The 19,110-nt window shown below is 74.0% G+C and carries 19 protein-coding genes and 1 pseudogene; 11 read left to right on the top strand and 9 right to left on the bottom strand.

Annotation, left to right across the window (positions count from 1 at the left end):
- Nucleotides 1-133 precede the first annotated feature (133 nt).
- Nucleotides 134-1,801, bottom strand: a complete 1,668-nt coding sequence (locus ACZ6Y7_RS13750) for a fumarate hydratase (RefSeq protein WP_465758104.1) — start codon at nucleotides 1,799-1,801, stop codon at nucleotides 134-136.
- A gap of 146 nt (nucleotides 1,802-1,947) precedes the next feature.
- Here ACZ6Y7_RS13750 and ACZ6Y7_RS13755 point away from each other — a divergent pair, with 146 nt between their 5' ends.
- Together ACZ6Y7_RS13755 and ACZ6Y7_RS13760 are read left to right on the top strand one after the other, a co-directional pair.
- Nucleotides 1,948-2,703 (top strand): DUF1707 SHOCT-like domain-containing protein, encoded by a 756-nt coding sequence (locus ACZ6Y7_RS13755; protein ID WP_465758105.1) that lies wholly within the window; start codon nucleotides 1,948-1,950, stop codon nucleotides 2,701-2,703.
- A 302-nt stretch (nucleotides 2,704-3,005) separates the two neighbouring features.
- A complete protein-coding gene (locus ACZ6Y7_RS13760; protein WP_465758381.1) occupies nucleotides 3,006-3,425 on the top strand; it encodes a WhiB family transcriptional regulator in 420 nt (139 codons plus the stop codon).
- A 132-nt stretch (nucleotides 3,426-3,557) separates the two neighbouring features.
- On the opposite strand, the gene glpX is transcribed toward ACZ6Y7_RS13760, so the two are convergent.
- Entirely contained in the window at nucleotides 3,558-4,598 is a 1,041-nt protein-coding gene (gene glpX, locus ACZ6Y7_RS13765; protein ID WP_465758106.1) for a class II fructose-bisphosphatase, read from the bottom strand.
- A 215-nt stretch (nucleotides 4,599-4,813) separates the two neighbouring features.
- Between glpX and ACZ6Y7_RS13770 the strand changes: the two genes are divergently transcribed.
- On the top strand, nucleotides 4,814-5,350 hold the full coding sequence (locus ACZ6Y7_RS13770; protein WP_465758107.1) for a DUF4245 domain-containing protein: 537 nt from the start codon (nucleotides 4,814-4,816) through the stop codon (nucleotides 5,348-5,350).
- A 76-nt stretch (nucleotides 5,351-5,426) separates the two neighbouring features.
- Here the strand turns inward: ACZ6Y7_RS13770 and ACZ6Y7_RS13775 are convergent, their stop codons facing one another.
- The 4 genes from ACZ6Y7_RS13775 to ACZ6Y7_RS13790 form a co-directional block, all read right to left on the bottom strand.
- Nucleotides 5,427-6,029, bottom strand: coding sequence for a malonic semialdehyde reductase (locus ACZ6Y7_RS13775; RefSeq protein ID WP_465758108.1), 603 nt, complete (start codon nucleotides 6,027-6,029; stop codon nucleotides 5,427-5,429).
- Nucleotides 6,030-6,183: 154 nt separating this feature from the next.
- The gene (locus ACZ6Y7_RS13780; RefSeq protein ID WP_465758109.1) at nucleotides 6,184-6,441 is read right to left on the bottom strand and encodes an exodeoxyribonuclease VII small subunit; all 258 of its coding nucleotides are present in this window, start codon (nucleotides 6,439-6,441) and stop codon (nucleotides 6,184-6,186) included.
- Between the two features lie 41 nt (nucleotides 6,442-6,482).
- On the bottom strand, nucleotides 6,483-7,697 hold the full coding sequence (gene xseA, locus ACZ6Y7_RS13785) for an exodeoxyribonuclease VII large subunit (RefSeq protein WP_465758110.1): 1,215 nt from the start codon (nucleotides 7,695-7,697) through the stop codon (nucleotides 6,483-6,485).
- Between the two features lie 10 nt (nucleotides 7,698-7,707).
- Nucleotides 7,708-9,063 (bottom strand): APC family permease, encoded by a 1,356-nt coding sequence (locus ACZ6Y7_RS13790; protein WP_465758111.1) that lies wholly within the window; start codon nucleotides 9,061-9,063, stop codon nucleotides 7,708-7,710.
- A gap of 109 nt (nucleotides 9,064-9,172) precedes the next feature.
- On the opposite strand from ACZ6Y7_RS13790, the gene ACZ6Y7_RS13795 reads away from it, so the two are divergent.
- Together ACZ6Y7_RS13795 and ppgK are read left to right on the top strand one after the other, a co-directional pair.
- Entirely contained in the window at nucleotides 9,173-10,147 is a 975-nt protein-coding gene (locus ACZ6Y7_RS13795; RefSeq protein WP_465758112.1) for a 4-hydroxy-3-methylbut-2-enyl diphosphate reductase, read from the top strand.
- A gap of 132 nt (nucleotides 10,148-10,279) precedes the next feature.
- Nucleotides 10,280-11,026 carry a polyphosphate--glucose phosphotransferase gene (gene ppgK / locus ACZ6Y7_RS13800; RefSeq protein ID WP_465758113.1) on the top strand — a complete coding sequence of 249 codons (747 nt, stop codon included), beginning with the start codon at nucleotides 10,280-10,282 and terminating at the stop codon, nucleotides 11,024-11,026.
- Nucleotides 11,027-11,070: 44 nt separating this feature from the next.
- On the opposite strand, the gene ACZ6Y7_RS13805 is transcribed toward ppgK, so the two are convergent.
- Nucleotides 11,071-11,685, bottom strand: a complete 615-nt coding sequence (locus tag ACZ6Y7_RS13805; protein ID WP_465758114.1) for a DUF6542 domain-containing protein — start codon at nucleotides 11,683-11,685, stop codon at nucleotides 11,071-11,073.
- Between the two features lie 163 nt (nucleotides 11,686-11,848).
- Between ACZ6Y7_RS13805 and ACZ6Y7_RS13810 the strand changes: the two genes are divergently transcribed.
- Together ACZ6Y7_RS13810 and ychF are read left to right on the top strand one after the other, a co-directional pair.
- The gene (locus ACZ6Y7_RS13810) at nucleotides 11,849-12,238 is read left to right on the top strand and encodes a VOC family protein (protein ID WP_465758115.1); all 390 of its coding nucleotides are present in this window, start codon (nucleotides 11,849-11,851) and stop codon (nucleotides 12,236-12,238) included.
- Between the two features lie 84 nt (nucleotides 12,239-12,322).
- A complete protein-coding gene (gene ychF / locus ACZ6Y7_RS13815; RefSeq protein ID WP_465758116.1) occupies nucleotides 12,323-13,396 on the top strand; it encodes a redox-regulated ATPase YchF in 1,074 nt (357 codons plus the stop codon).
- Nucleotides 13,397-13,637: 241 nt separating this feature from the next.
- Here the strand turns inward: ychF and ACZ6Y7_RS13820 are convergent, their stop codons facing one another.
- Both ACZ6Y7_RS13820 and ACZ6Y7_RS13825 read right to left on the bottom strand, forming a co-directional pair.
- The gene (locus tag ACZ6Y7_RS13820) at nucleotides 13,638-14,300 is read right to left on the bottom strand and encodes an HAD-IA family hydrolase (protein WP_465758117.1); all 663 of its coding nucleotides are present in this window, start codon (nucleotides 14,298-14,300) and stop codon (nucleotides 13,638-13,640) included.
- 55 nt (nucleotides 14,301-14,355) lie between these two features.
- Nucleotides 14,356-15,497, bottom strand: a pseudogene (locus ACZ6Y7_RS13825) (dihydrofolate reductase family protein).
- A 164-nt stretch (nucleotides 15,498-15,661) separates the two neighbouring features.
- Here ACZ6Y7_RS13825 and ACZ6Y7_RS13830 point away from each other — a divergent pair.
- The 4 genes from ACZ6Y7_RS13830 (at nucleotide 15,662) to ACZ6Y7_RS13845 (ending at nucleotide 19,030) form a co-directional block, all read left to right on the top strand.
- The gene (locus tag ACZ6Y7_RS13830) at nucleotides 15,662-16,480 is read left to right on the top strand and encodes a methyltransferase domain-containing protein (protein WP_465758118.1); all 819 of its coding nucleotides are present in this window, start codon (nucleotides 15,662-15,664) and stop codon (nucleotides 16,478-16,480) included.
- 146 nt (nucleotides 16,481-16,626) lie between these two features.
- Nucleotides 16,627-18,162: a DUF4190 domain-containing protein gene (locus tag ACZ6Y7_RS13835; RefSeq protein ID WP_465758119.1), complete on the top strand. Its 1,536-nt coding sequence runs from the start codon at nucleotides 16,627-16,629 to the stop codon at nucleotides 18,160-18,162.
- Nucleotides 18,163-18,331: 169 nt separating this feature from the next.
- Complete coding sequence (locus tag ACZ6Y7_RS13840) at nucleotides 18,332-18,535, top strand: SPOR domain-containing protein (RefSeq protein WP_465758120.1); 204 nt, start codon at nucleotides 18,332-18,334, stop codon at nucleotides 18,533-18,535.
- Between the two features lie 18 nt (nucleotides 18,536-18,553).
- Nucleotides 18,554-19,030, top strand: coding sequence for an NUDIX domain-containing protein (locus ACZ6Y7_RS13845; RefSeq protein WP_465758121.1), 477 nt, complete (start codon nucleotides 18,554-18,556; stop codon nucleotides 19,028-19,030).
- Nucleotides 19,031-19,110: the final 80 nt, after the last annotated feature.

The raw sequence follows: 19,110 nt of genomic DNA on the forward strand, positions 1-19,110 counted from the left end.
GCCTCCTGTCCGAACCGGAAAGCCGTACGTCTACGGTACGGGATTCCGGTACCGGTTGCGAGGAAAACCGCCCCGGCCGCAGGGGCGGACGGGGCGGTCAGGGGGCGTACGGGCTACGCCGTGGCGGCGGGGGCTACTCCTTGGAGCGGACCCGGAGGTTGGTGATCAGCGGGCCCTCCGTCGTCTCGCGGAAGAAGTCGTTGCCCTTGTCGTCCACCACGATGAACGCCGGGAAGTCCTCGACCTCGATGCGCCAGACGGCCTCCATGCCGAGCTCGGCGTACTCCAGGACCTCGACCTTCTTGATGCAGTCCTGGGCGAGGCGGGCCGCCGGGCCGCCGATGGAGCCGAGGTAGAAGCCACCGTGCCGGGCGCAGGCGTCGGTGACCTGCTTGCTGCGGTTGCCCTTGGCGAGCATGACCATCGAGCCGCCGGCCGCCTGGAACTGGTCGACGTAGGAGTCCATCCGGCCGGCCGTGGTCGGGCCGAAGGAGCCGGAGGCGTAGCCCTCGGGGGTCTTGGCCGGGCCCGCGTAGTAGACCGGGTGGTCCTGCAGGTACTTGGGCATGCCCTCGCCGGCGTCCAGGCGCTCCTTGATCTTGGCGTGGGCGATGTCGCGGGCGACGACCAGGGTGCCGGTGAGCGAGAGGCGGGTCTTCACCGGGTACTTGGAGAGTTCGGCGCGGATCGCGGACATCGGCTGGTCGAGGTCGACCCGCACCACGTCGTCGTCCAGGTGCTCGTCGGTGGTGTCCGGCAGGTACTTCGCCGGGTCGGTCTCCAGCTGCTCCAGGAAGACGCCCTCGGCGGTGATCTTGCCGAGCGCCTGGCGGTCGGCGGAGCAGGAGACGGCCATCGCGACGGGCAGCGAGGCGCCGTGGCGGGGCAGGCGCACCACGCGGACGTCGTGGCAGAAGTACTTGCCGCCGAACTGGGCGCCGATGCCGATCTTCTGGGTCAGCTCGGTGACCTTGGCCTCCAGCTCCAGGTCGCGGAAGCCGTGGCCGGTCCTGGCGTTGCCCGAGGTCGGCAGGTGGTCCAGGTAGTGCGCCGAGGCGTACTTGGCGGTCTTCAGCGCGAACTCGGCGCTGGTGCCGCCGATCACGATGGCCAGGTGGTACGGCGGGCAGGCGGCGGTGCCGAGGGAGCGGATCTTCTGCTCCAGGAACGAGAGCATGCTGGCCTCGTTCAGGATGGCCTTGGTCTCCTGGTACAGGTACGACTTGTTGGCGGAGCCGCCGCCCTTGGCCATGAAGAGGAACTTGTACGCGTCGCCGTCGGTGGCGTACAGCTCGATCTGGGCCGGCAGGTTGTTGCCGGTGTTCTTCTCGTCCCAGGTGGTGACCGGGGCCATCTGGGAGTAGCGCAGGTTGAGCTTGGTGTACGCGTCGTACACCCCGCGCGCGATGGCGGCCTCGTCGCCGCCCTGGGTGAGCACGTTCTGGCCGCGCTTGCCCATGACGATCGCGGTGCCGGTGTCCTGGCACATCGGCAGGATGCCGCCGGCCGAGATGTTGACGTTCTTCAGCAGGTCGAGCGCGACGAAGCGGTCGTTGGGGCTGGCCTCCGGGTCGTCCAGGATGCGCCGCAGCTGGGCGAGGTGGGCGGGGCGCAGGTAGTGCGAGATGTCGTGCATCGCCTCGGCGGTGAGCAGCCGCAGGGCCTCGGGCTCGACCTGGAGGAACGTGCGGCCGCCCGCCTCGAAGGTGGAGACTCCCTCGGAGGTCAGCTTGCGGTACGGGGTCGGGTCAGCGCCCAGGGGGAGCAGGTCGCTGTACTCGAAGTCTGGCGTGGGAGCCATCGGGGCGGTCCTTAGGGGTCCAGTGGTACGGCTGCGTCGGCGAAGCACCATCCAGGGTAGGACCCGGTCGCGGTCGGCATGCGGACAGGTCCGCCTTGCGTGATCGGGCTCACTCGGGCTGGAGTGCGAGCGACTAGGCTGGGCCCGTGGACAACTCGCCGTCGCACGACGATCCGGGGCAGCCGGTGCCGGCGCCCGTACCGATGACCAAGTCCGAACTCGAGCCCGAGGCCAGGCCGGAGGCGAAGCCGGAGTCGCGGCCGTCGCACGCGCCGGTCCCGCAGGCGCAGATGCGCGTCTCGGACGCCGACCGCGAGCGGATCGCGGAACTGCTGCGGGACGCCTACGCGGAGGGGCGCCTGGACGCGGACGAGCACGCGGAGCGGATCGAGGCCGCGTACGCCGCCAAGACCTTCGGCGACCTCGCACCGCTGACCCGGGACCTGCCGGCCCGCCCGCTGTCCTTCGAGAAGCAGCCGCTGGGCGCACCGGCGGCGCCGCCCCAGCCGCCCGCCCGCCAGGAGTCGCCGGCCGTGGTGGCGATCTTCGGCGGCGCGTCCCGCAAGGGCCGCTGGCGGGTGGGTTCGCAGCTGAAGGCCTTCGCCGCGTTCGGCGGCGTGGAGATCGACCTGAGCGACGCCGTCTTCGAGTCTCCCGAGGTGGAGATCGTGGTGGTGGCGGTGTTCGGCGGGGTCGAGGTCCGGGTGCCGGAGAACGTCAGCCTGCAGGGCGCCGGGGTCGGCCTGTTCGGCGGTTTCGACGTCCGCGAGCAGACCGCGGCGGACCCGTACGCTCCGGTTGTCCGGGTCAAGGGCCTTGCCCTGTTCGGCGGTTGCACCGCCAAGCCGCGCCGGGGCAAGAAGCTCAAGGAGTGGGTCCGCCGCCAACTCGGCACCGACTGATCCCCGTTGACCTGCACAGCGCTGATCCCCGTTGACCTGCACAGCGCCCGGCCGGGAGCCAACTCCCGGTCGGGCGCTCGACGTTGCGCCGAGTGCACTCCGTAGTCGATTGCGTGCAGTGTGCATGAATCGGAGCGGGGCGGGGTAGTTCCTTCCGCACATCGCTTCTTGTACGGCTGCGCACCGGAGGCGGCCCAGCGGCCGTTCCGGGAGGTTGGACAGCGGGGGCTCGCAGCCGGGCAGGGGAGCGAGGGTTCCCCGTGTCCGAGAGCCTCGTCAGGAGTACGGCCGTGCTGCATCCGATGGAGTCCCGCACCACCTCGCCAGTCGCCGCCGCCCAGCTGCTGGAGCGCCGTCCCGACGTCCGTCCGCAGCCGCAGCCCCCGGGCGGCCAGGCGGGTGCCCCCGCGGGCGAGGACAACCCCTGGCACACCGGTGCGGCGTGCCGGCGGGACGAGGTCGGGTTGTTCTTCGCGCCCTCCAAGGAGCCGACCGCTGCCCGGTTGTCCCGGGAGGAGCAGGCCAAGCAGGTGTGTGCCCGCTGCCCCGTGCTGCTGGAGTGCCGCGAGCACGCGCTGGCCCAGCCGGAGCCGTACGGCGTCTGGGGCGGGCTGACGGCCGCCGAGCGGAGGGTGGTGCTGGCCCGGCGCCGCCGCCGGGATGCGGAGCTGCGCGAGGCGACCCGGGTGACGGCGGCCGCGCGGCGCCGGATAGCCGGGTGACGGCGGGTCGAAGACCCCGGAGGCGGCCCCGAGGAGCCGAGCCCCGGGGCCGGACGCGCCGCGGCCCCGACGGGGGAGGATCCCCGCCGGGGCCGCCGCCTGCTGTCCGCAGGACGCGTCGTCGCCGGTGCGTCAGTTGGCGCGGTCGAAGTCGATCGCGCTGTAGGCCCGCAGCTTCGCGAGCTTGTGGGTGGAGTTGATCTCGCGGATCGTGCCGCTCTTGGAGCGCATCACCAGGGAGCTGGTGGTGGCGGTCTCCGAGCGGTAGTGCACCCCGCGCAGCAGCTCGCCGTCGGTGATGCCGGTGGCGACGAAGAACACGTTCTCGCCGCTGACCAGGTCGTCCGTGGTGAGCACCCGGTCCAGGTCGTGCCCGGCGTCCATGGCCTTCTGCCGCTCGGCGTCGTCCTTGGGCCACAGCCGGCCCTGGATCACGCCGCCCATGCACTTCATCGCGCAGGCCGCGATGATGCCCTCCGGGGTGCCGCCGATGCCCATCAGCAGGTCGACGCCGGTGCCCTCGCGGGCGGCCATGATGGCGCCGGCCACGTCGCCGTCGGAGATGAACTTGATCCGGGCGCCCGCCTCGCGGATCTCCCGGACCAGGCCGTCGTGGCGCGGGCGGTCGAGCACCACGACGGTGACGTCCTCGACGGCGCTGCCCTTGGCCTTGGCGACCCGGCGGATGTTGACCGCCGCCGGGGCGGTGATGTCGACGAACTCGGCGGCCTCCGGCCCGGCCACCAGCTTGTCCATGTAGAACACGGCGCTGGGGTCGAACATGGTGCCGCGGTCGGCCACCGCCAGCACGGCCACGGCGTTGTTCATGCCCTTGGCGGTGAGGGTGGTGCCGTCCACCGGGTCGACCGCGACGTCGCACTCGGCGCCGGTGCCGTCGCCGACCCGCTCGCCGTTGTAGAGCATCGGGGCCTCGTCCTTCTCGCCCTCGCCGATGACGACCACGCCGTTCATCGAGACGGTCGAGACGAGGGTGCGCATCGCCTTGACGGCTGCGCCGTCCGCGCCGTTCTTGTCGCCACGTCCGACCCACCGGCCGGCGGCCATCGCGGCCGCCTCGGTGACCCGGACGAGTTCGAGCGCGAGGTTCCGGTCCGGGGCCTCGGGCGCGACCTCCAGGGCACTGGGAAGGTGGTGCGGGTACTGCGTGGTCATCGTCGTTACCTCTCTGTACGCGACGGCCAGTGAGCGCCCGACTACTGCCTGGTCGAACGCCGTGGTGAGGGTCCTGCGATCGTATCTGCCCACGAGATGACTGTCTGTGGCGCGGGTCGCCGCTCCTCGGCGAAAAGCGCCGGTTCGTCCCGCTTCACCCGTACGTGGACACCCCGGGTGGCCGCCCCCGGATGTGGATGAGTCACCATGTGGGGGTGGCTGCAGAGAGCAAGGGCATGAGGGGTCGCCAGACCGTACGGGACATGGTCCTGTCGATGCTGGCGGTCGGTTTCGTCGTCTGGGTCGGGTACCTGTTCCTCCCGCACGACGCCAACAGCGACCCGGTGCACGTGGTCGAGTACAGGGTGGCCGCGGCCACCGCGAAGCGTGCCGCGCCGTACCCGCTGCTCGCCCCTGAGGGCCTGTCCGACAAGTGGCGGGCCACCTCGGTCAGCTACCGGCCGGCCGACCAGAACAACGGCAAGGGCAACGCCTGGCACCTGGGCTTCGTGACGCCCTCCGGCCAGTACGCGGCGGTCGAGCAGACCGACGTGTCGCGCGACGCGCTGCTGGCCGACAAGGTCGCGGGCGGCAAGCCGGACGGCACCTCCGACGTGGCCGGCCGCACCTGGGACCGCGTGCAGGGCGAGAAGGCCCGCGCGCTGGCCGCGCAGGGCGGCCCCGGCGCGACCGTGCTCACCGGCACCGCCTCCTACGAGGAACTGGCCGAGCTGGCGCAGGCGCTCAAGTAGCGCGGCGAGCGGCGGCGGTGACGCGGAAGGGCCCCGCACCGGACGAACCGGTGCGGGGCCCTTCGCGCGGGGCGGGTCAGACGGTGGTGACGACCTCGTCGTACTCCAGGCGCGGCGAACGCGGGAACCAGGCGTCCTCGCCCGGCTTGCCGATGTTGACCACGGCCAGCACCGAGTGGTCGCCGTCGCCGAAGAACTCCTTGTTGAGGCCGTCGGCGTCGTAGCCGGTCATCGGGCCGGCGGCCAGGCCGGCGGCGCGCACGCCGATGATGAAGTAGGCGGCCTGCAGGGCGCCGTTCAGCGTGGCGGACTGCTCACGGACGCTGCGCTCCGAGAAGAACATGTCCTTGGCCTGCGGGAAGTGCGGGAGCTGGGTCGGCAGCTCCTCGTGGAACTCGTTGTCCGCGGCCAGGATGGCGACCAGCGGGGCGGCGGCGGTCTTGGCCTTGTTGCCGTCCGCCATGTGCCGGACGAGGCGCTCGCGGCCCTCGGCCGAGCGGACCAGGACGACGCGCAGCGGCTGCTGGTTGAACGCGGTCGGGCCGAACTTGACCAGGTCGTAGATCGCCTGGATCTGCTCGTCGGAGACCGGCTCGTCGGTGAAGGTGTTCGCGGTGCGGGCCTCGCGGAACAGCAGGTCCTGAGCGGCGGCGTCGAGTACCAGGGCGTCGGTGGTCATGCTTCTGCACCTCATGCGGGAGGGGGGGAGTACGTCGGGGGCGACCGGTCGCGGCCGATCACCTCCTCCAACATAGGTGAATATTCAACTATTCCTCAAGTGCATGTGACCCGCATCACTCCCGGCGGTGCGGCTCGGACCCGCCCGGCCCGCCTCACCGTTCGCCCGGGGCCCCGCCCTCCTCGGCGGCCAGCGCCGCGTCCAGCCGTGCCCGGGCGCCGTCCAGCCAGCGCTGGCACACCTTCGCCAACTGCTCGCCGCGCTCCCACAGGGCCAGCGACTCCTCCAGCGACGTCCCGCCGTTCTCCAGCTGCCGGACGACGTCCAGCAGCGCGTCCCGGGCGTGCTCGTAGCCCAGCGCGTCGTCCGCGGTCGGCGCCGCCGCGTCCTGCTGCTCCTGCTGCTCTGCCATGCGTGCCAGCGTAGGGGGTGGCACGGACACCGCCGGCCCTGCTAGTCCTCCGCGGCCACGGTGACCCCGAAGCCGCCGCCCGCCACCCGGGCGTGCAGGGCCTCGCCGGGCGCGGTCTGGCCGGGGTCGGTCACCACCGTGCCGTCCGCCCGCTGGAGCACCGCGTAGCCGCGCTCCAGGGTGGCCGCCGGGGACAGCGCGACCACCCGGGCCAGGGTGTGCCCGAGGTCGCTCTGCGCGTGGTCCAGCCGGTGCCGCAGGGTGCGGCGGGCCCGCTCCAGCAGGCCCTCCACCTCCTGGCCGCGCCCGTCCAGCATCCGGTGCGGAGCGGCCAGCGCCGGACGGCTGCGCAGCCCGTCCAGCCCGTGCTGCTCGCGCTCGACCCGGCCCAGGACGTGCCGGCGGGCGCGGTCGCGCAGCTGGCGCACCTTGGCCAGCTCCTCGCCGACGTCCGGAACCACCCGTTTGGCGGCATCGGTCGGGGTGGAGGCGCGCAGGTCGGCGACGAAGTCCAGCAGCGGCTGGTCCGGTTCGTGCCCGATCGCGCTCACCACCGGCGTCCGGGCGGCCGCGACCAGCCGCACCAGCCCCTCGTCGGAGAACGGCAGCAGGTCCTCCACGCTGCCGCCGCCGCGGGCCACGACGATCACGTCCACCTCGGGGTGCTCGTCCAGCTCCCGCACCGCCGCGCTCACCCGCTCCACCGCGCTGATGCCCTGCACCGGGACGTTGCGCACCTCGAAGCGGACGGCCGGCCAGCGCCGCCGGGCGTTCTCCAGCACGTCCCGCTCGGCCGCCGAGCCCCGCCCGGTGACCAGCCCGACGCACTGCGGCAGGAACGGCAGGGGCTTCTTGCGCTCGGCCGCGAACAGGCCCTCCCCGGCGAGCCGGCGCTTCAGCTGCTCCAGCCGGGCCAGCAGCTCGCCCAGCCCCACCGGCCGGATCTCCGCGGCGCGCAGCGACAGCTGCCCGCGCGCCGCGTACCACTCCGGCTTGGCGTGCACGACGACCCGCGAGCCCTCCTGCACGACGTCCGCGACCTGCTCGAACACCGAGCGGAAGCACGTCACCGTGAGCGACACGTCCGCCTGCGGGTCGCGCAGCGTCAGGAACACCACGCCCGCGCCCGGCCGCCGGCTGAGCTGGGTGATCTGCCCCTCCACCCACACCGCGCCGAGCCGGTCGATCCAGCCGCCGATCAGCGCGGAGACCTTGCCGACCGGGAGCGGGGCTTCGGGGGAGCTGGTGTTGGCCATGCGTACGAGGCTAGCGGCGCCCGCCGACACCTCCCGGCGAACCCTGCACTCCGAGCACCACCAGTCCGGCCGCCAGCCAGACCAGCCCGGCCAGCTGCGCGGTGGTCGAGGCCTCGCGGACCACCGCGCCGATCACCGCGATCCCCAGCAGCGGGACGACCACGTGCCGCAGCCGGTCCCGCGAGCCGTGCCGCACCGCGTACCAGCCGATCACCGAGGCGTGCAGCAGCGCGAACGCGGTCAGCGCGCCCATGTTCACCACGGAGGTCAGCTGGTCCAGCCCGTCGTCCCGGTTCGCCGCCCAGACGGCCGCCGCCATGGTGATCGCGGCGGCCGTCAGCAGCGCCCGGCGCGGCACCGCGCTGCCCGGGTCGACCGCGTCGAGGACCCGGGGCAGTCGCCCCTCCCGGGCCATCGCGTAGACCAGCCGGGCGGCCGCCGCCTGCCCGGCCAGGGCCGCGAAGGCCGCGCCGATCGCCTTGCCGGCCGCCACCAGGACGTGCAGCCAGTGCCCGATCCCGCTCTCCACGGTGTCGTAGAAGGCCGAGCCCTGCGCGGCCGGGTCGGCGGCCAGCTGCCGCGGCGCGAGCGGCTCCAGCAGCGCCGCCAGGTAGGTCTGCGCGACGAACAGCACCCCGGCCAGCGCCAGGCACAGGAGCACCGCCCGGGCCACCGCCGCCGAGGCGCCGACCGCCTCCTCCACGAAGGTCGCGATCGCGTCGAAGCCCAGGTAGGAGAGCACGGCGACGGACACCGCCGAGACCACCGCGGTCGGCGAGAAGTCGCCGACGGCGGTGAACGGGGTGTCCCAGCCGCGCCGGGCGCCGTCCTGGGCCAGCGCGACGACGGCCGCCACCAGGAACACCGCGAGCACCACGATCTCCAGCGCGAGCACGGCGAAGCCGACGACCGCGGCCGTCCGCACCCCGATCAGGTTGAGCGCGGTGGTCACCACGACCGCGACCGCCGTCCACAGCCAGCGCGAGACGTCCGGCACCAGCGAGTGCAGCGCGATCCCGGCGAACAGGTACGCCACCGCCGGGATCAGCAGGTAGTCGAGCATCGCCATCCACCCGGCGATGAACCCTGGCCCCTCGCCCAGCCCGGCCCGCGCGTAGGCGAACACCGAGCCGGTCTGCGGCACCGCGCGCACCATCTGGGCGTACGAGAAGGCGGTGAAGCCCATCGCGACGGTCGCGACCAGGTAGACCGTGGCGACGGCGCCGTGGCTCTTGGCGTCCAGCACGCCGAAGACGCCGACCGGGGCCATCGGGGCGATGAACAGCAGTCCGTAGACCATCAGATCGCGGACGCCCAGGCTGCGGCGCAGACCGCCGGGCGTCGTCCGCTCGCTCACAGGGCTCATAGGCACCACATTCGATCACCTGTGACCGGGTCGGCGTGGAATGTGTCCGCCATCCGCGCGGCTCGCGGCTGCGGGCGGCGCCACCCGCAGCCGCCCGTACGATGGAGCCATGTCCAACACCGCGCCGCGCCGTGTCCTGCTCGCCGCCCCCCGGGGCTACTGCGCGGGTGTCGACCGCGCCGTGATCGCCGTGGAGAAGGCCCTGGAGCAGTACGGGGCACCCATCTACGTCCGCAAGCAGATCGTCCACAACAAGTACGTGGTGCAGACCCTGGAGAAGAAGGGCGCGATCTTCGTCGACGAGACGGAGGAGGTGCCCGAGGGCTCGATCGTGGTCTTCTCCGCGCACGGGGTCGCCCCGTCCGTCCACGACGAGGCGCGGGCCGGCAAGCTCGCCACCGTCGACGCCACCTGCCCGCTGGTCACCAAGGTGCACAAGGAGGCCGTGCGCTTCGCCGACGAGGGCTACGACATCCTGCTGGTGGGCCACGAGGGCCACGAGGAGGTCATCGGCACCATGGGCGAGGCGCCGGACCGGATCCACCTGGTGGACGGCGCGGAGGACGTCGCCAACGTGAAGGTCCGGGACGAGTCCCGGGTCGTGTGGCTGTCCCAGACCACCCTGTCGGTGGACGAGACCATGGCCACCGTCGGCGAGCTGAAGAAGCGCTTCCCGGCGCTGGTCAGCCCGCCCAGCGACGACATCTGCTACGCGACCCAGAACCGCCAGGTCGCGGTGAAGCAGCTGGCCCCCGAGGCCGACCTGCTGATCGTGGTCGGCTCCAAGAACTCCTCCAACTCGGTCCGCCTGGTCGAGGTGGGCCTGGAGTACGGCGCCAAGGCCGCCCACCTGGTGGACTTCGCCGAGGAGATCCGCGAGGAGTGGCTGGAGGGCGTCACCACCGTCGGCCTGACCAGCGGCGCCTCGGTGCCGGAGGTCCTGGTGGACGGCGTGCTCGAATTCCTGGCCGCCCGCGGTTACGACACGGTCGAGACGGTCAAGACCGCCGAGGAGCACCTGACCTTCTCGCTGCCCAAGGAACTGCGCCGCGACCTGCGCGCCGAGGCGGCGGGCAAGCTCTGACGACACCGGAAGGCCCGGTACCCCCGTGCGGGGTACCGGGCCTTCTGCTGTGCGGGCCCGCGCGCCCTCTCGTAGCTTTGTGCACAGGCTGTGGACAGACCGGTGCGCGGCCCCGGAGGAGGGTGGAACGTGATGACGGCGGTATTCGGCGTGGACATCGGCGGCTCGGGGATCAAGGGCGCGCCGGTCGACCTCGCCCGGGGCGTGCTCGCCGAGGAGCGCCACAAGGTGCTCACCCCGCAGCCGTCCGCCCCCGAGGCCGTGGTCGCCGCCGTCCGCGAGGTGGTCCGCCACTTCGACCACCGGGGCCCGGTCGGGCTGACCTTCCCCGGGGTGGTGGTCGGCGGCCGGACCAGGACGGCGGCCAACGTGGACAAGGGCTGGATCGGGGTGGACGCGGAGGGCCTGTTCCGCGAGGCGCTGGACCTGCCCGTGACCGTCCTGAACGACGCGGACGCGGCCGGGCTCGCCGAGCTGACGCACGGCGCGGGCCGGCAGCAGCCGGGGGTCGTCCTGGTGCTCACCTTCGGCACCGGCATCGGCAGCGCGCTCTTCGTGGACGGCGTGCTGGTGCCCAACACCGAGCTGGGCCACCTGGAGCTGCGCGGCAAGGACGCCGAGCGCCGGGCCTCCTCGGCCGCCAAGGACCGGCACGACCTGACCTGGGAGCAGTGGGCCGGGCGGGTCGACGAGTACCTGGACCTGGTGGAGATGCTGTTCTCGCCGCAGCTGATCGTGATGGGCGGCGGGGTGAGCCGCAAGCACGAGAAGTTCCTGCCGCTGCTGAAGGACCGCGAGGCGCGGGTGGTGCCGGCGGAGCTGCGCAACGACGCCGGGATCGTGGGGGCGGCCATGGCTGCGGCCCGGGCGGCGGGCTGAGGCCCGCTTCCCGGTGGGGCGGTGTCCGGCAGGGCCGGGCCGGGTCAGCGGGAGCGCTGGATCCGGCGCTGGGCGATGAAGCGGGCGAGGACGATCAGCGCGGCGAGCCCGGTGCCGGAGAACAGCCAGCCGGCCCGCAGCGCCAGCCCGGTCGCCAGCGAGACCACCTGGGCGGTGACGCCCGGGGAGTCGACCGGCGCGAGCAGCAGCAAGGCCAGCGCGAAGGCGATCGGCCCGCTGATCGGCGCGGCCAGCAGGTCGACGGAGCGGACCCGGACGGCCAGCTGGAAGCAGACCACCAGGTAGCCGAGGCCGAACAGCCAGCCGAGGTCGTCGAAGAGCAGCCGGTCCACGCCCGCCACCGTGAGCGTGGCCAGGACGGCGAGCACGCCCGTGCCGACGGCCGTCAGCCGGGTCGGCCGGCCGGTCCGGCGGCGGCCGTACAGCTGCTCGTCGGCGCGCCCGCGCAGCGGCAGCCGCAGCCGCGGGGCGGGCGGACGGGCGGCGCCGGAGGGGCCGGCGACCGGGCGCAGCCGGGAGGCGGGGGCGGGCGCCGCGGTCTCGGGAGCCCGGCCTGGACCGGGGACGGCGGCTGCGGCCGCGCCGTTCGGCGGACGGCGTCTGGGCCCTGGCGGCTGGGTTCGGATGCTCTGCTCCACCCGCCCAACGTACGGTCCGATCATCGCCACACTGTGTAATGGACCGTTCAGGCCTTGTCCCGTGTCTCCGGATGGCGTAGTCATGTGATCGTCGCTCGGACAGGCTGACCCGCTCGGCCGAGTCGACGAACCATGATCATCCGATCGTCGCACGGGGGCTCGCATGGCAGGTTTCACCTTCGAGCGGTTCGACCACGTCCAGCTCGACATCCCGGCCGGCGCCGAGGACGAGTGCCGCGCGTTCTGGTCCGGCGTGCTCGGCATGACGGAGCTGGCGAAGCCGCCGGTCCTGGCCGCCCGGGGCGGCTGCTGGTTCCGCGGCGGCGGCGTCGAGGTGCACCTGGGTGTGACGCCCGACTTCCGTCCGGCCCGCAAGGGGCACCCGGGCATCCTGGTGCGCTCGCTGGACGCGCTCGCCGACCGCCTCGCGGCGCACGGCCACGAGGTGCTCTGGGACGACGAGCTGCCCGGCCACCGCCGCTTCCACAGCGCGGATCCGCTCGGCAACCGGCTGGAGTTCCTGGAGCCCCGGGCGGCGGCGACCGAGGCGTGAGGCTCCGCGGGCGCTGCCCGTAGACTTGGGGGTCGGCCCGTACGGTGCCGACCCAACTCCTCCAAGCCCCCGGGACTGCGCTTCATGTCGCTCACGATCGGAATCGTCGGTCTGCCGAACGTCGGCAAGTCGACCCTGTTCAACGCCCTGACCAAGAACGACGTGCTGGCGGCCAACTACCCGTTCGCCACCATCGAGCCGAACGTCGGTGTGGTCGGCGTCCCGGACGCGCGGCTGGCCAAGCTCGCCGAGATCTTCGGCTCCCAGCGCATCCTCCCGGCCACGGTCGACTTCGTCGACATCGCCGGCATCGTGCGCGGCGCGAGCGAGGGCGAGGGCCTGGGCAACAAGTTCCTCGCCAACATCCGCGAGTCGGACGCGATCTGCCAGGTCGTGCGGGCCTTCACGGACCCCGACGTGGTGCACGTGGACGGCAAGGTGTCGCCCAAGGACGACATCGAGACCATCCACACCGAGCTGATCCTGGCCGACCTCCAGACCATCGAGAAGGTCCTGCCGCGGCTGCAGAAGGAGGCGCGCCTCAAGAAGGACACCGCCCCGGTGCTGGCCGCCGCCGAGGCCGCGCAGGCGATCCTGGAGACCGGCAAGACCCTCTTCGAGGCCGGCTTCGACACCGCCCCGATCCGCGAACTCCACCTGCTGACCGCCAAGCCCTTCCTCTACGTCTTCAACGTGGACGAGGACGAGCTGGCCGACGAGGACTTCAAGAAGGCCCAGCGCGAGCTGGTCGCCCCGGCCGAGGCGATCTTCCTCAACGCCAAGATCGAGTCCGAGCTGATCGAGCTGGACGACGCCGAGGCCCTCGAACTCCTCCAGTCGATGGGGCAGGAGGAGCCCGGCCTCGCCACCCTCGCCCGGGTCGGCTTCGACACCCTCGGCCTGCAGACCTACCTGACGGCCGGCCCCAAGGAGACCCGGGCCTGGACCATCAAGAAGGGCGCCACCGCCCCCGAGGCCGCCGGTGTCATCCACACCGACTTCCAGAAGGGCTTCATCAAGGCCGAGGTCATCTCCTTCGCCGACCTGGTCGAGGCCGGCTCCATCGCCGAGGCCCGCTCGAAGGGCAAGGCCCGCATCGAGGGCAAGGAGTACGTCATGCAGGACGGCGACGTGGTGGAGTTCCGCTTCAACGTGTGATCGTTTGATTACTTAGAGATGGATCGACCTGTCGCATGTGCAGGTCGGACGGGGCCCGCCTCCCGTGAGGCGGGCCCCGATCTCTTTTCCGTGCTGACTTGGTCCACCCGCCCCGTCGTGCAGGTCGGAGCGCGGTCCTGGATGTGCCGGCGCCTGATCGCCTGGTGCCCGGCCGGGCCGCCCGGCCCCGTGTTCGTACGGGGCCGGGCGGTCCGGCGTTCGGCGGGTGGTGCGGGTGGGCTCAGCCGACGGTGACGGTGAGCAGGCCGTCCGGGCCGGCCGTGACGGTGACGGCGGTGAGGGTGTCGGCGTGGGCGTCCGGGCGGTGCGCGGTGGCGCGGGGGCCGACGCCGACCACGCGGACGCCGGCGGCCTTCGCCGCGGCGATGCCCGCGCCGGAGTCCTCGAAGGCCAGGCAGTCCTCCGGGTCGAAGCCGAGGGCGGCGGCGCCCTTGAGGAAGCCCTCCGGGTCCGGCTTGCTGGCGCCGACGGACTCGGCGGTGACCAGGACGGGCGGCAGCGGCAGGCCGGCGGCGTCCATCCGGACCCGGGCGAGCGGCTGGTCGGCCGAGGTGACCAGGGCGTGCGGGAGGCCGGTCAGCGAGGCGAGGAAGGCCCCGGCGCCGGGGACCGGGACGACGCCCTCGGTGTCGGCGCGCTCCTCGGCGAGCATCCGCTCGTTCTCGGCGAGGTTGACCTCGACCGGGCGGTCGGGCAGCAGGGCGGCCATGGTCGCGTGGCCCTGGCGGCCGTGGGCGACGGCCAGCACCTCGGCCGGGTCCAGGCCCTGCCGCACGGCCCAGCGGCCCCAGCAGCGCTCGACCACGGCGTCGGAGTTCACCAGGGTGCCGTCCATGTCCAGGAGGACGGCGCGGGCGGTCAGCCGGACGGGGGCGGCGGGCATGGGGCTCCTCGGAGGACGGGACGTCGCGTAGTTTGTTTCTCAATTATACAAAATATCAGCCGAGCAGGTGGGCGTTGACCGCGCGGGCCTCCTCGGCGAGCTCCGGCAGCTCCACCACCTCGACCCCGGCCGCCTCCAGCAGCGCGGTGCCCTGGCAGTCGGTGACGAACAGGTCCGGTTCGCGCCAGGCGACCACCACCCGCGGCACGCCCGCCGCGATCAGCAGCCGGGCGCACGGCACCGGCCGCGAGGCGCGCTGCCCGCAGGGCTCCAGCGAGCTGTAGACGGTCGCCCCGCGCAGCCGGGGATCGCCGGTCGGCAGCTTGGCCAGGGCCGCCTCCTCGGCGTGGTCGTGGGCGTCCGTCTCCCGGCTGTGGGCCTCCGCCAGCACCTCGCCGTCGGCACCGACGATCACCGCGCCGACCGAGAAGGCCGTCCCGGAGGGCGGGCAGCGGCGGGAGAGCTCGACGGCCCGCCGCAGGTGGTCGAGGTCGGTGGTCGCGGGGCGGTTCACGGCGCGGGCTCCTTCGGGGCGTACCTGAGCAGGACGACGTCGCCCACGGTACGTGCCTCCAGCAGCCGCATCCGTCGGGTCGGACCGCCGGGGAAGGCGGCCGGACGGACGAACCTGGGTGCCCCGGCCTGGCCGACCAGCAGCGGGGCGACGGCCAGCTGCAGCTCGTCCGCGAGGCCCCGGGCGAGGAACTGGGTGTGCACGCCGCCGCCGCCCTCGACCATCAGCCGGCGCACCCCGCGGGCGCCCAGGTCGTCCAGCACCGCGCCGAGGTCCACCGCGGCGCCGAGCGCGACCACCTCGGCCAGGCCGTCCAGCCGGGGGCGCAGGGCCGCCGCGCCGGTGTCCGTGGTGTAGGCGAGCTTGGCGCCGCCGGTGTGCCAGAACCGCAGCCCGGCGTCGAGGTCGCCGCTCGCGCTGAGCGTCACCTTCAGGGGGTGCTCGGGCCGGCCGGCCGTCAGTCGGGCGGCCCGGCGCGCGGGGTCGTTGACCAGCAGGCGGGGGTTGTCGGCGCGCAGGGTGTTGCCGCCGACCAGGATCGCGTCGGCGGCCGCGCGCTCCTCGTCCACCCGGTCGAAGTCCGCGGCGTTGGAGAGCAGCAGCCGGTCGGGGGAGGCGTCGTCGAGGTGGCCGTCGAGCGAGACGGCGGCGCTCAGCAGGACGAAGGGGCGCTGGCCGGGCATGGGCGGGACCGTTCTGTCGGGGGCGGCTCCACGGTACGGCGGGCGGGTGCCGCTCGGGCGCCCTCCGATCGGAATGTGAGACGGAATTTCTCGGAATGCGGGACGAGGAGTAGCGTCGGGGGCGTCGAGGAGAACGGAACGCCGACCACTCCCAGGGGGACCGCATGTCCGGACCGCAGCCTTCCGCCGTCTACACCCACGGCCACCAGGAGGCCGTGCTGCGCTCGCACCGCTCCCGTACCGCCGCCGACTCGGCGGCCTACCTGCTGCCCGAACTGCGCCCGGGGATGGCCCTGCTGGACATCGGCTGCGGGCCCGGCACGATCACCGCCGACCTGGCCGGGCTGGTCGGCCCGGGCGGCCGGGTGGTGGCCGTGGACACCTCGGCCGAGGTGCTGGAGCAGGCCGCCGGGTACCTGGCGGCGCGCGGTGCGGCCGGGGTGGTCCTCGAACGCGCCGATGTGCACCGACTGCCCTACCGCGACGGCGAGTTCGACGTGGTGCACGCCCACCAGGTGCTGCAGCACGTGGCCGACCCGGTGGCCGCGCTGCGCGAGATGCGGCGGGTGACGGCCCCTGGCGGCGTGGTCGCGGTGCGGGACGTCGACTACGCCTCGATGACCTGGTTCCCCGAGGTGCCCGCCCTGGACCGGTGGCTGGAGCTGTACCGGCGGACCGCCCGCGCCAACGGCGGCGAGCCGGACGCCGGGCGCCGGCTGCTGTCCTGGGCCCGCGCGGCCGGCTTCGCCGAGGTCACCGCGAGCGCCGGCACCTGGACGTACGCGACGCCCGAGCAGCGCGCCTGGTGGGGCGGGATGTGGGCGGACCGGGTGGCCGGGACGACGCTCGGCCGGACGCTGGTCGAGCGGGGCTACGCGGAGCAGGAGGAGGTGGAACGGATCGTGGCCGGCTGGCGGGAGTGGAGCGCCGCCGGGGAAGGCTGGTTCTCGATGCTGCACGGCGAGATCCTGGCCCGCGGCTGAGCGGGCGGGCGGGGCCCGGGCGGGCCGGACCGCTGTCGGAACGATCGGGTAAAGTCGCGCGACCGTTCACATCCGGGCCCGTTCGGGTCCGAGCCATGGTGCCGAACGCCGAGCCGATGCCCGCCCCGGCGGGAGGGGGAGTCCACGTGTCCAGGCCTGAGTCCGAGCTGTCCGCCCCGGGGCCGGAGCCGCTCGCGCGGACCGGCGCGGACGCGGGGGCGGACGGCGGCGCGGCCGTGGCGGCCCCGGCGGCGGGGCAGGACCCGCGGGTGGACTTCGGCCGGCGGGCCGACGAGCCGGCCGCCTCCCCGGCGGACACCGAGCCCGGCCCGCCCGCCGCTCCCGCCCCGCCCACGGGCGCGGCGCAGCCGTCCGGTCCCGCGGCCCCCGCCGACCCCTGGGCGGCGCCCGATCCCTGGGCCGCCCCCGCCCCGGTCGCCGCTTCCGCCACGGCGGCACCGCACCCGCAGGCCGTCCCGCTGCCGTCGGCCGCCCCGCCCCAGCCGCCGCACCCGCTGCCCGCCGGCGGCTGGGCCTCCGTCACGCCCTCGGCCCAGTCCGGTTTCCGGCCCGGCCCCCACCCGGGCCCCCACCCCGGGATGCAGCCCGGCTTCCCGCCCGGCCAGCCGTACCCGCAGCCCCTCGCTCCGACCGCCACCAACAGCTTCGCGGTCGCCGCCCTGGTGACCGGCCTGGTCCTGGTGGCGCCGGTGGCCCTGGTCCTGGGCATCGTGGCGCTGGTCCAGATCAAGCGCCGCAAGGAGCAGGGCCACGCCATGGCGGTGACCGGCGTGGTGCTCGGCGCGATCGGCACCGTGCTGCTCTCGCTGCTGCTGGGCGCGGGGGACTTCAGCTCCGCGCGCGACGGCCGCTTCGCCCAGAGTCCGAAGGCCCCGGCCGGCGCGGTCCACTGGTCCGACCTCAAGGCCGGCGACTGCTACCGCTCCCCCGACGGGGGCGCGGCCACCGACGGGGCCGGCGACGAGACGGTGTCCTGGGTGCACCGGGTGGCCTGCGCCGAACCGCACCACGGCGAGGTGGCCGGTACCGCCACGCTCCCCACGGACAACGGCCCGTACCCGGGCGAGAGCGCGGTCCGCGAGTCGGCCGCCCGGCTGTGCCGCACGGTGCTGGACGACTACGCGCTCGACCAGTGGGCCGTCCCGGACGGCATGGACGACGTCTACCTCTACCCGACCGCGCGGAACTGGGCGGCCGGCCAGCGGTACGTCACCTGCGCCTTCGAGGACCGCGACGACCAGCACCGGGGCACCGTCCGCACCGACCGGGGCCGTCTGACCGCGCCCCAGCTGGCCTACCTGCAGGCGGTCCGGGGCTTCAACGACGTCTACCTGGACCAGCCGAAGAAGGACGTCTCCGCCGCGGAGGCGGACCACCGCGCCTGGGCCCGCCGGGTGGCCACCGCCTCCCGCACCGAGGCGCTCGCGCTCGGCTCGCCGGCCGCGGACTGGCCGGCCGACGTCCTGCCGAAGATCGGCAAGCTGGCCGAGGCGCAGTCCCAGGCGGCCGCCGCCTGGGACGCCGCCGCCACCGGCACCGACGTGGCGGGCGACATCCGCCGGGCGCGGGCGCAGGTTTCCAAGACCCTCCCGCTGACCGTCGACGTCCGCCGATCGCTCGGCCTGTCCACCGGCGAGCAGGCGCCCGACCTGCGGGTCTGAGCCCCCGCACCCCCGGTTACCGGCCGTTAACAAGGACCGTACCTGTCGGTAGCGAACGGCCCGTAGCGTCGCGGGTCGTGCCCCCCGGCCCGACCCCCACGCGAGCCGGGGGCACGAGGACCTCCGCCCTTCGCGTCCACGGGCGGGGGCCGCCGGATAGCCTCCCGCCATGGGCACCTATCGGGTGATGCGGCAGGACGACAACGGCAACCGCTTCCTGGTCGCCAAGGACCTGGACGGCCCCGAGGCGCGGCGGCTCGCCGCCGAGTTCGAGGTCCGCGGCCACAAGCAGCTGTACTGGGTCGAGGAGGCCGGGGCCGCGGAGCCCGCCGGGGAGCCCGGGAGCGGGGACGCCGCCCTCCGGAACGCCTGAGGCCGTAGGGTCGGGGCCATGGACGCCACACCCGCCGCACGCCCCGCCGACCCGCCCGCGGACCGGCCCGTCGAGCCCCGGATCGTGGTGGGCGGCGCGCTGGTGCACGACGGCCGGGTGCTCGCCGCCCGGCGCAGCGCGCCCGAGGCGGTGGCCGGCCGGTGGGAGTTCCCGGGCGGGAAGGCCGAGCCCGGTGAGACCGAGGCGCAGGCACTGGAGCGCGAACTGCTGGAGGAGCTCGGCGTCAGGGCGCGGGCGCTCGCCCGGCTGCCCGGCGCGTGGGCCGTGCGCCCCGGCCTGGAGTTGCGCTTCTGGGCGGCTGAACTGCTGGCCGGCGAGCCCCGCGCGCTGCAGGACCACGACGCGCTGCGCTGGCTCGGCCCGGACGAGCTGGACGCCGTCGACTGGATCGACCACGACCGCGACGTGCTGCCGTACGTCGCCCGGCTGCTCGCCGCTCCGGGAGCGGTGGGCGACGCGCTGTCCGCCGGGTAGGTCAATCGGACAAGACGACCCGGCGGCCGGGATAGCCTGGGTTCTGCTGGGTATGTCACTTTTCGGCACTATTCGTCACC

The sequence above is a fragment of the Kitasatospora sp. NPDC053308 genome (genome assembly GCF_055585785.1).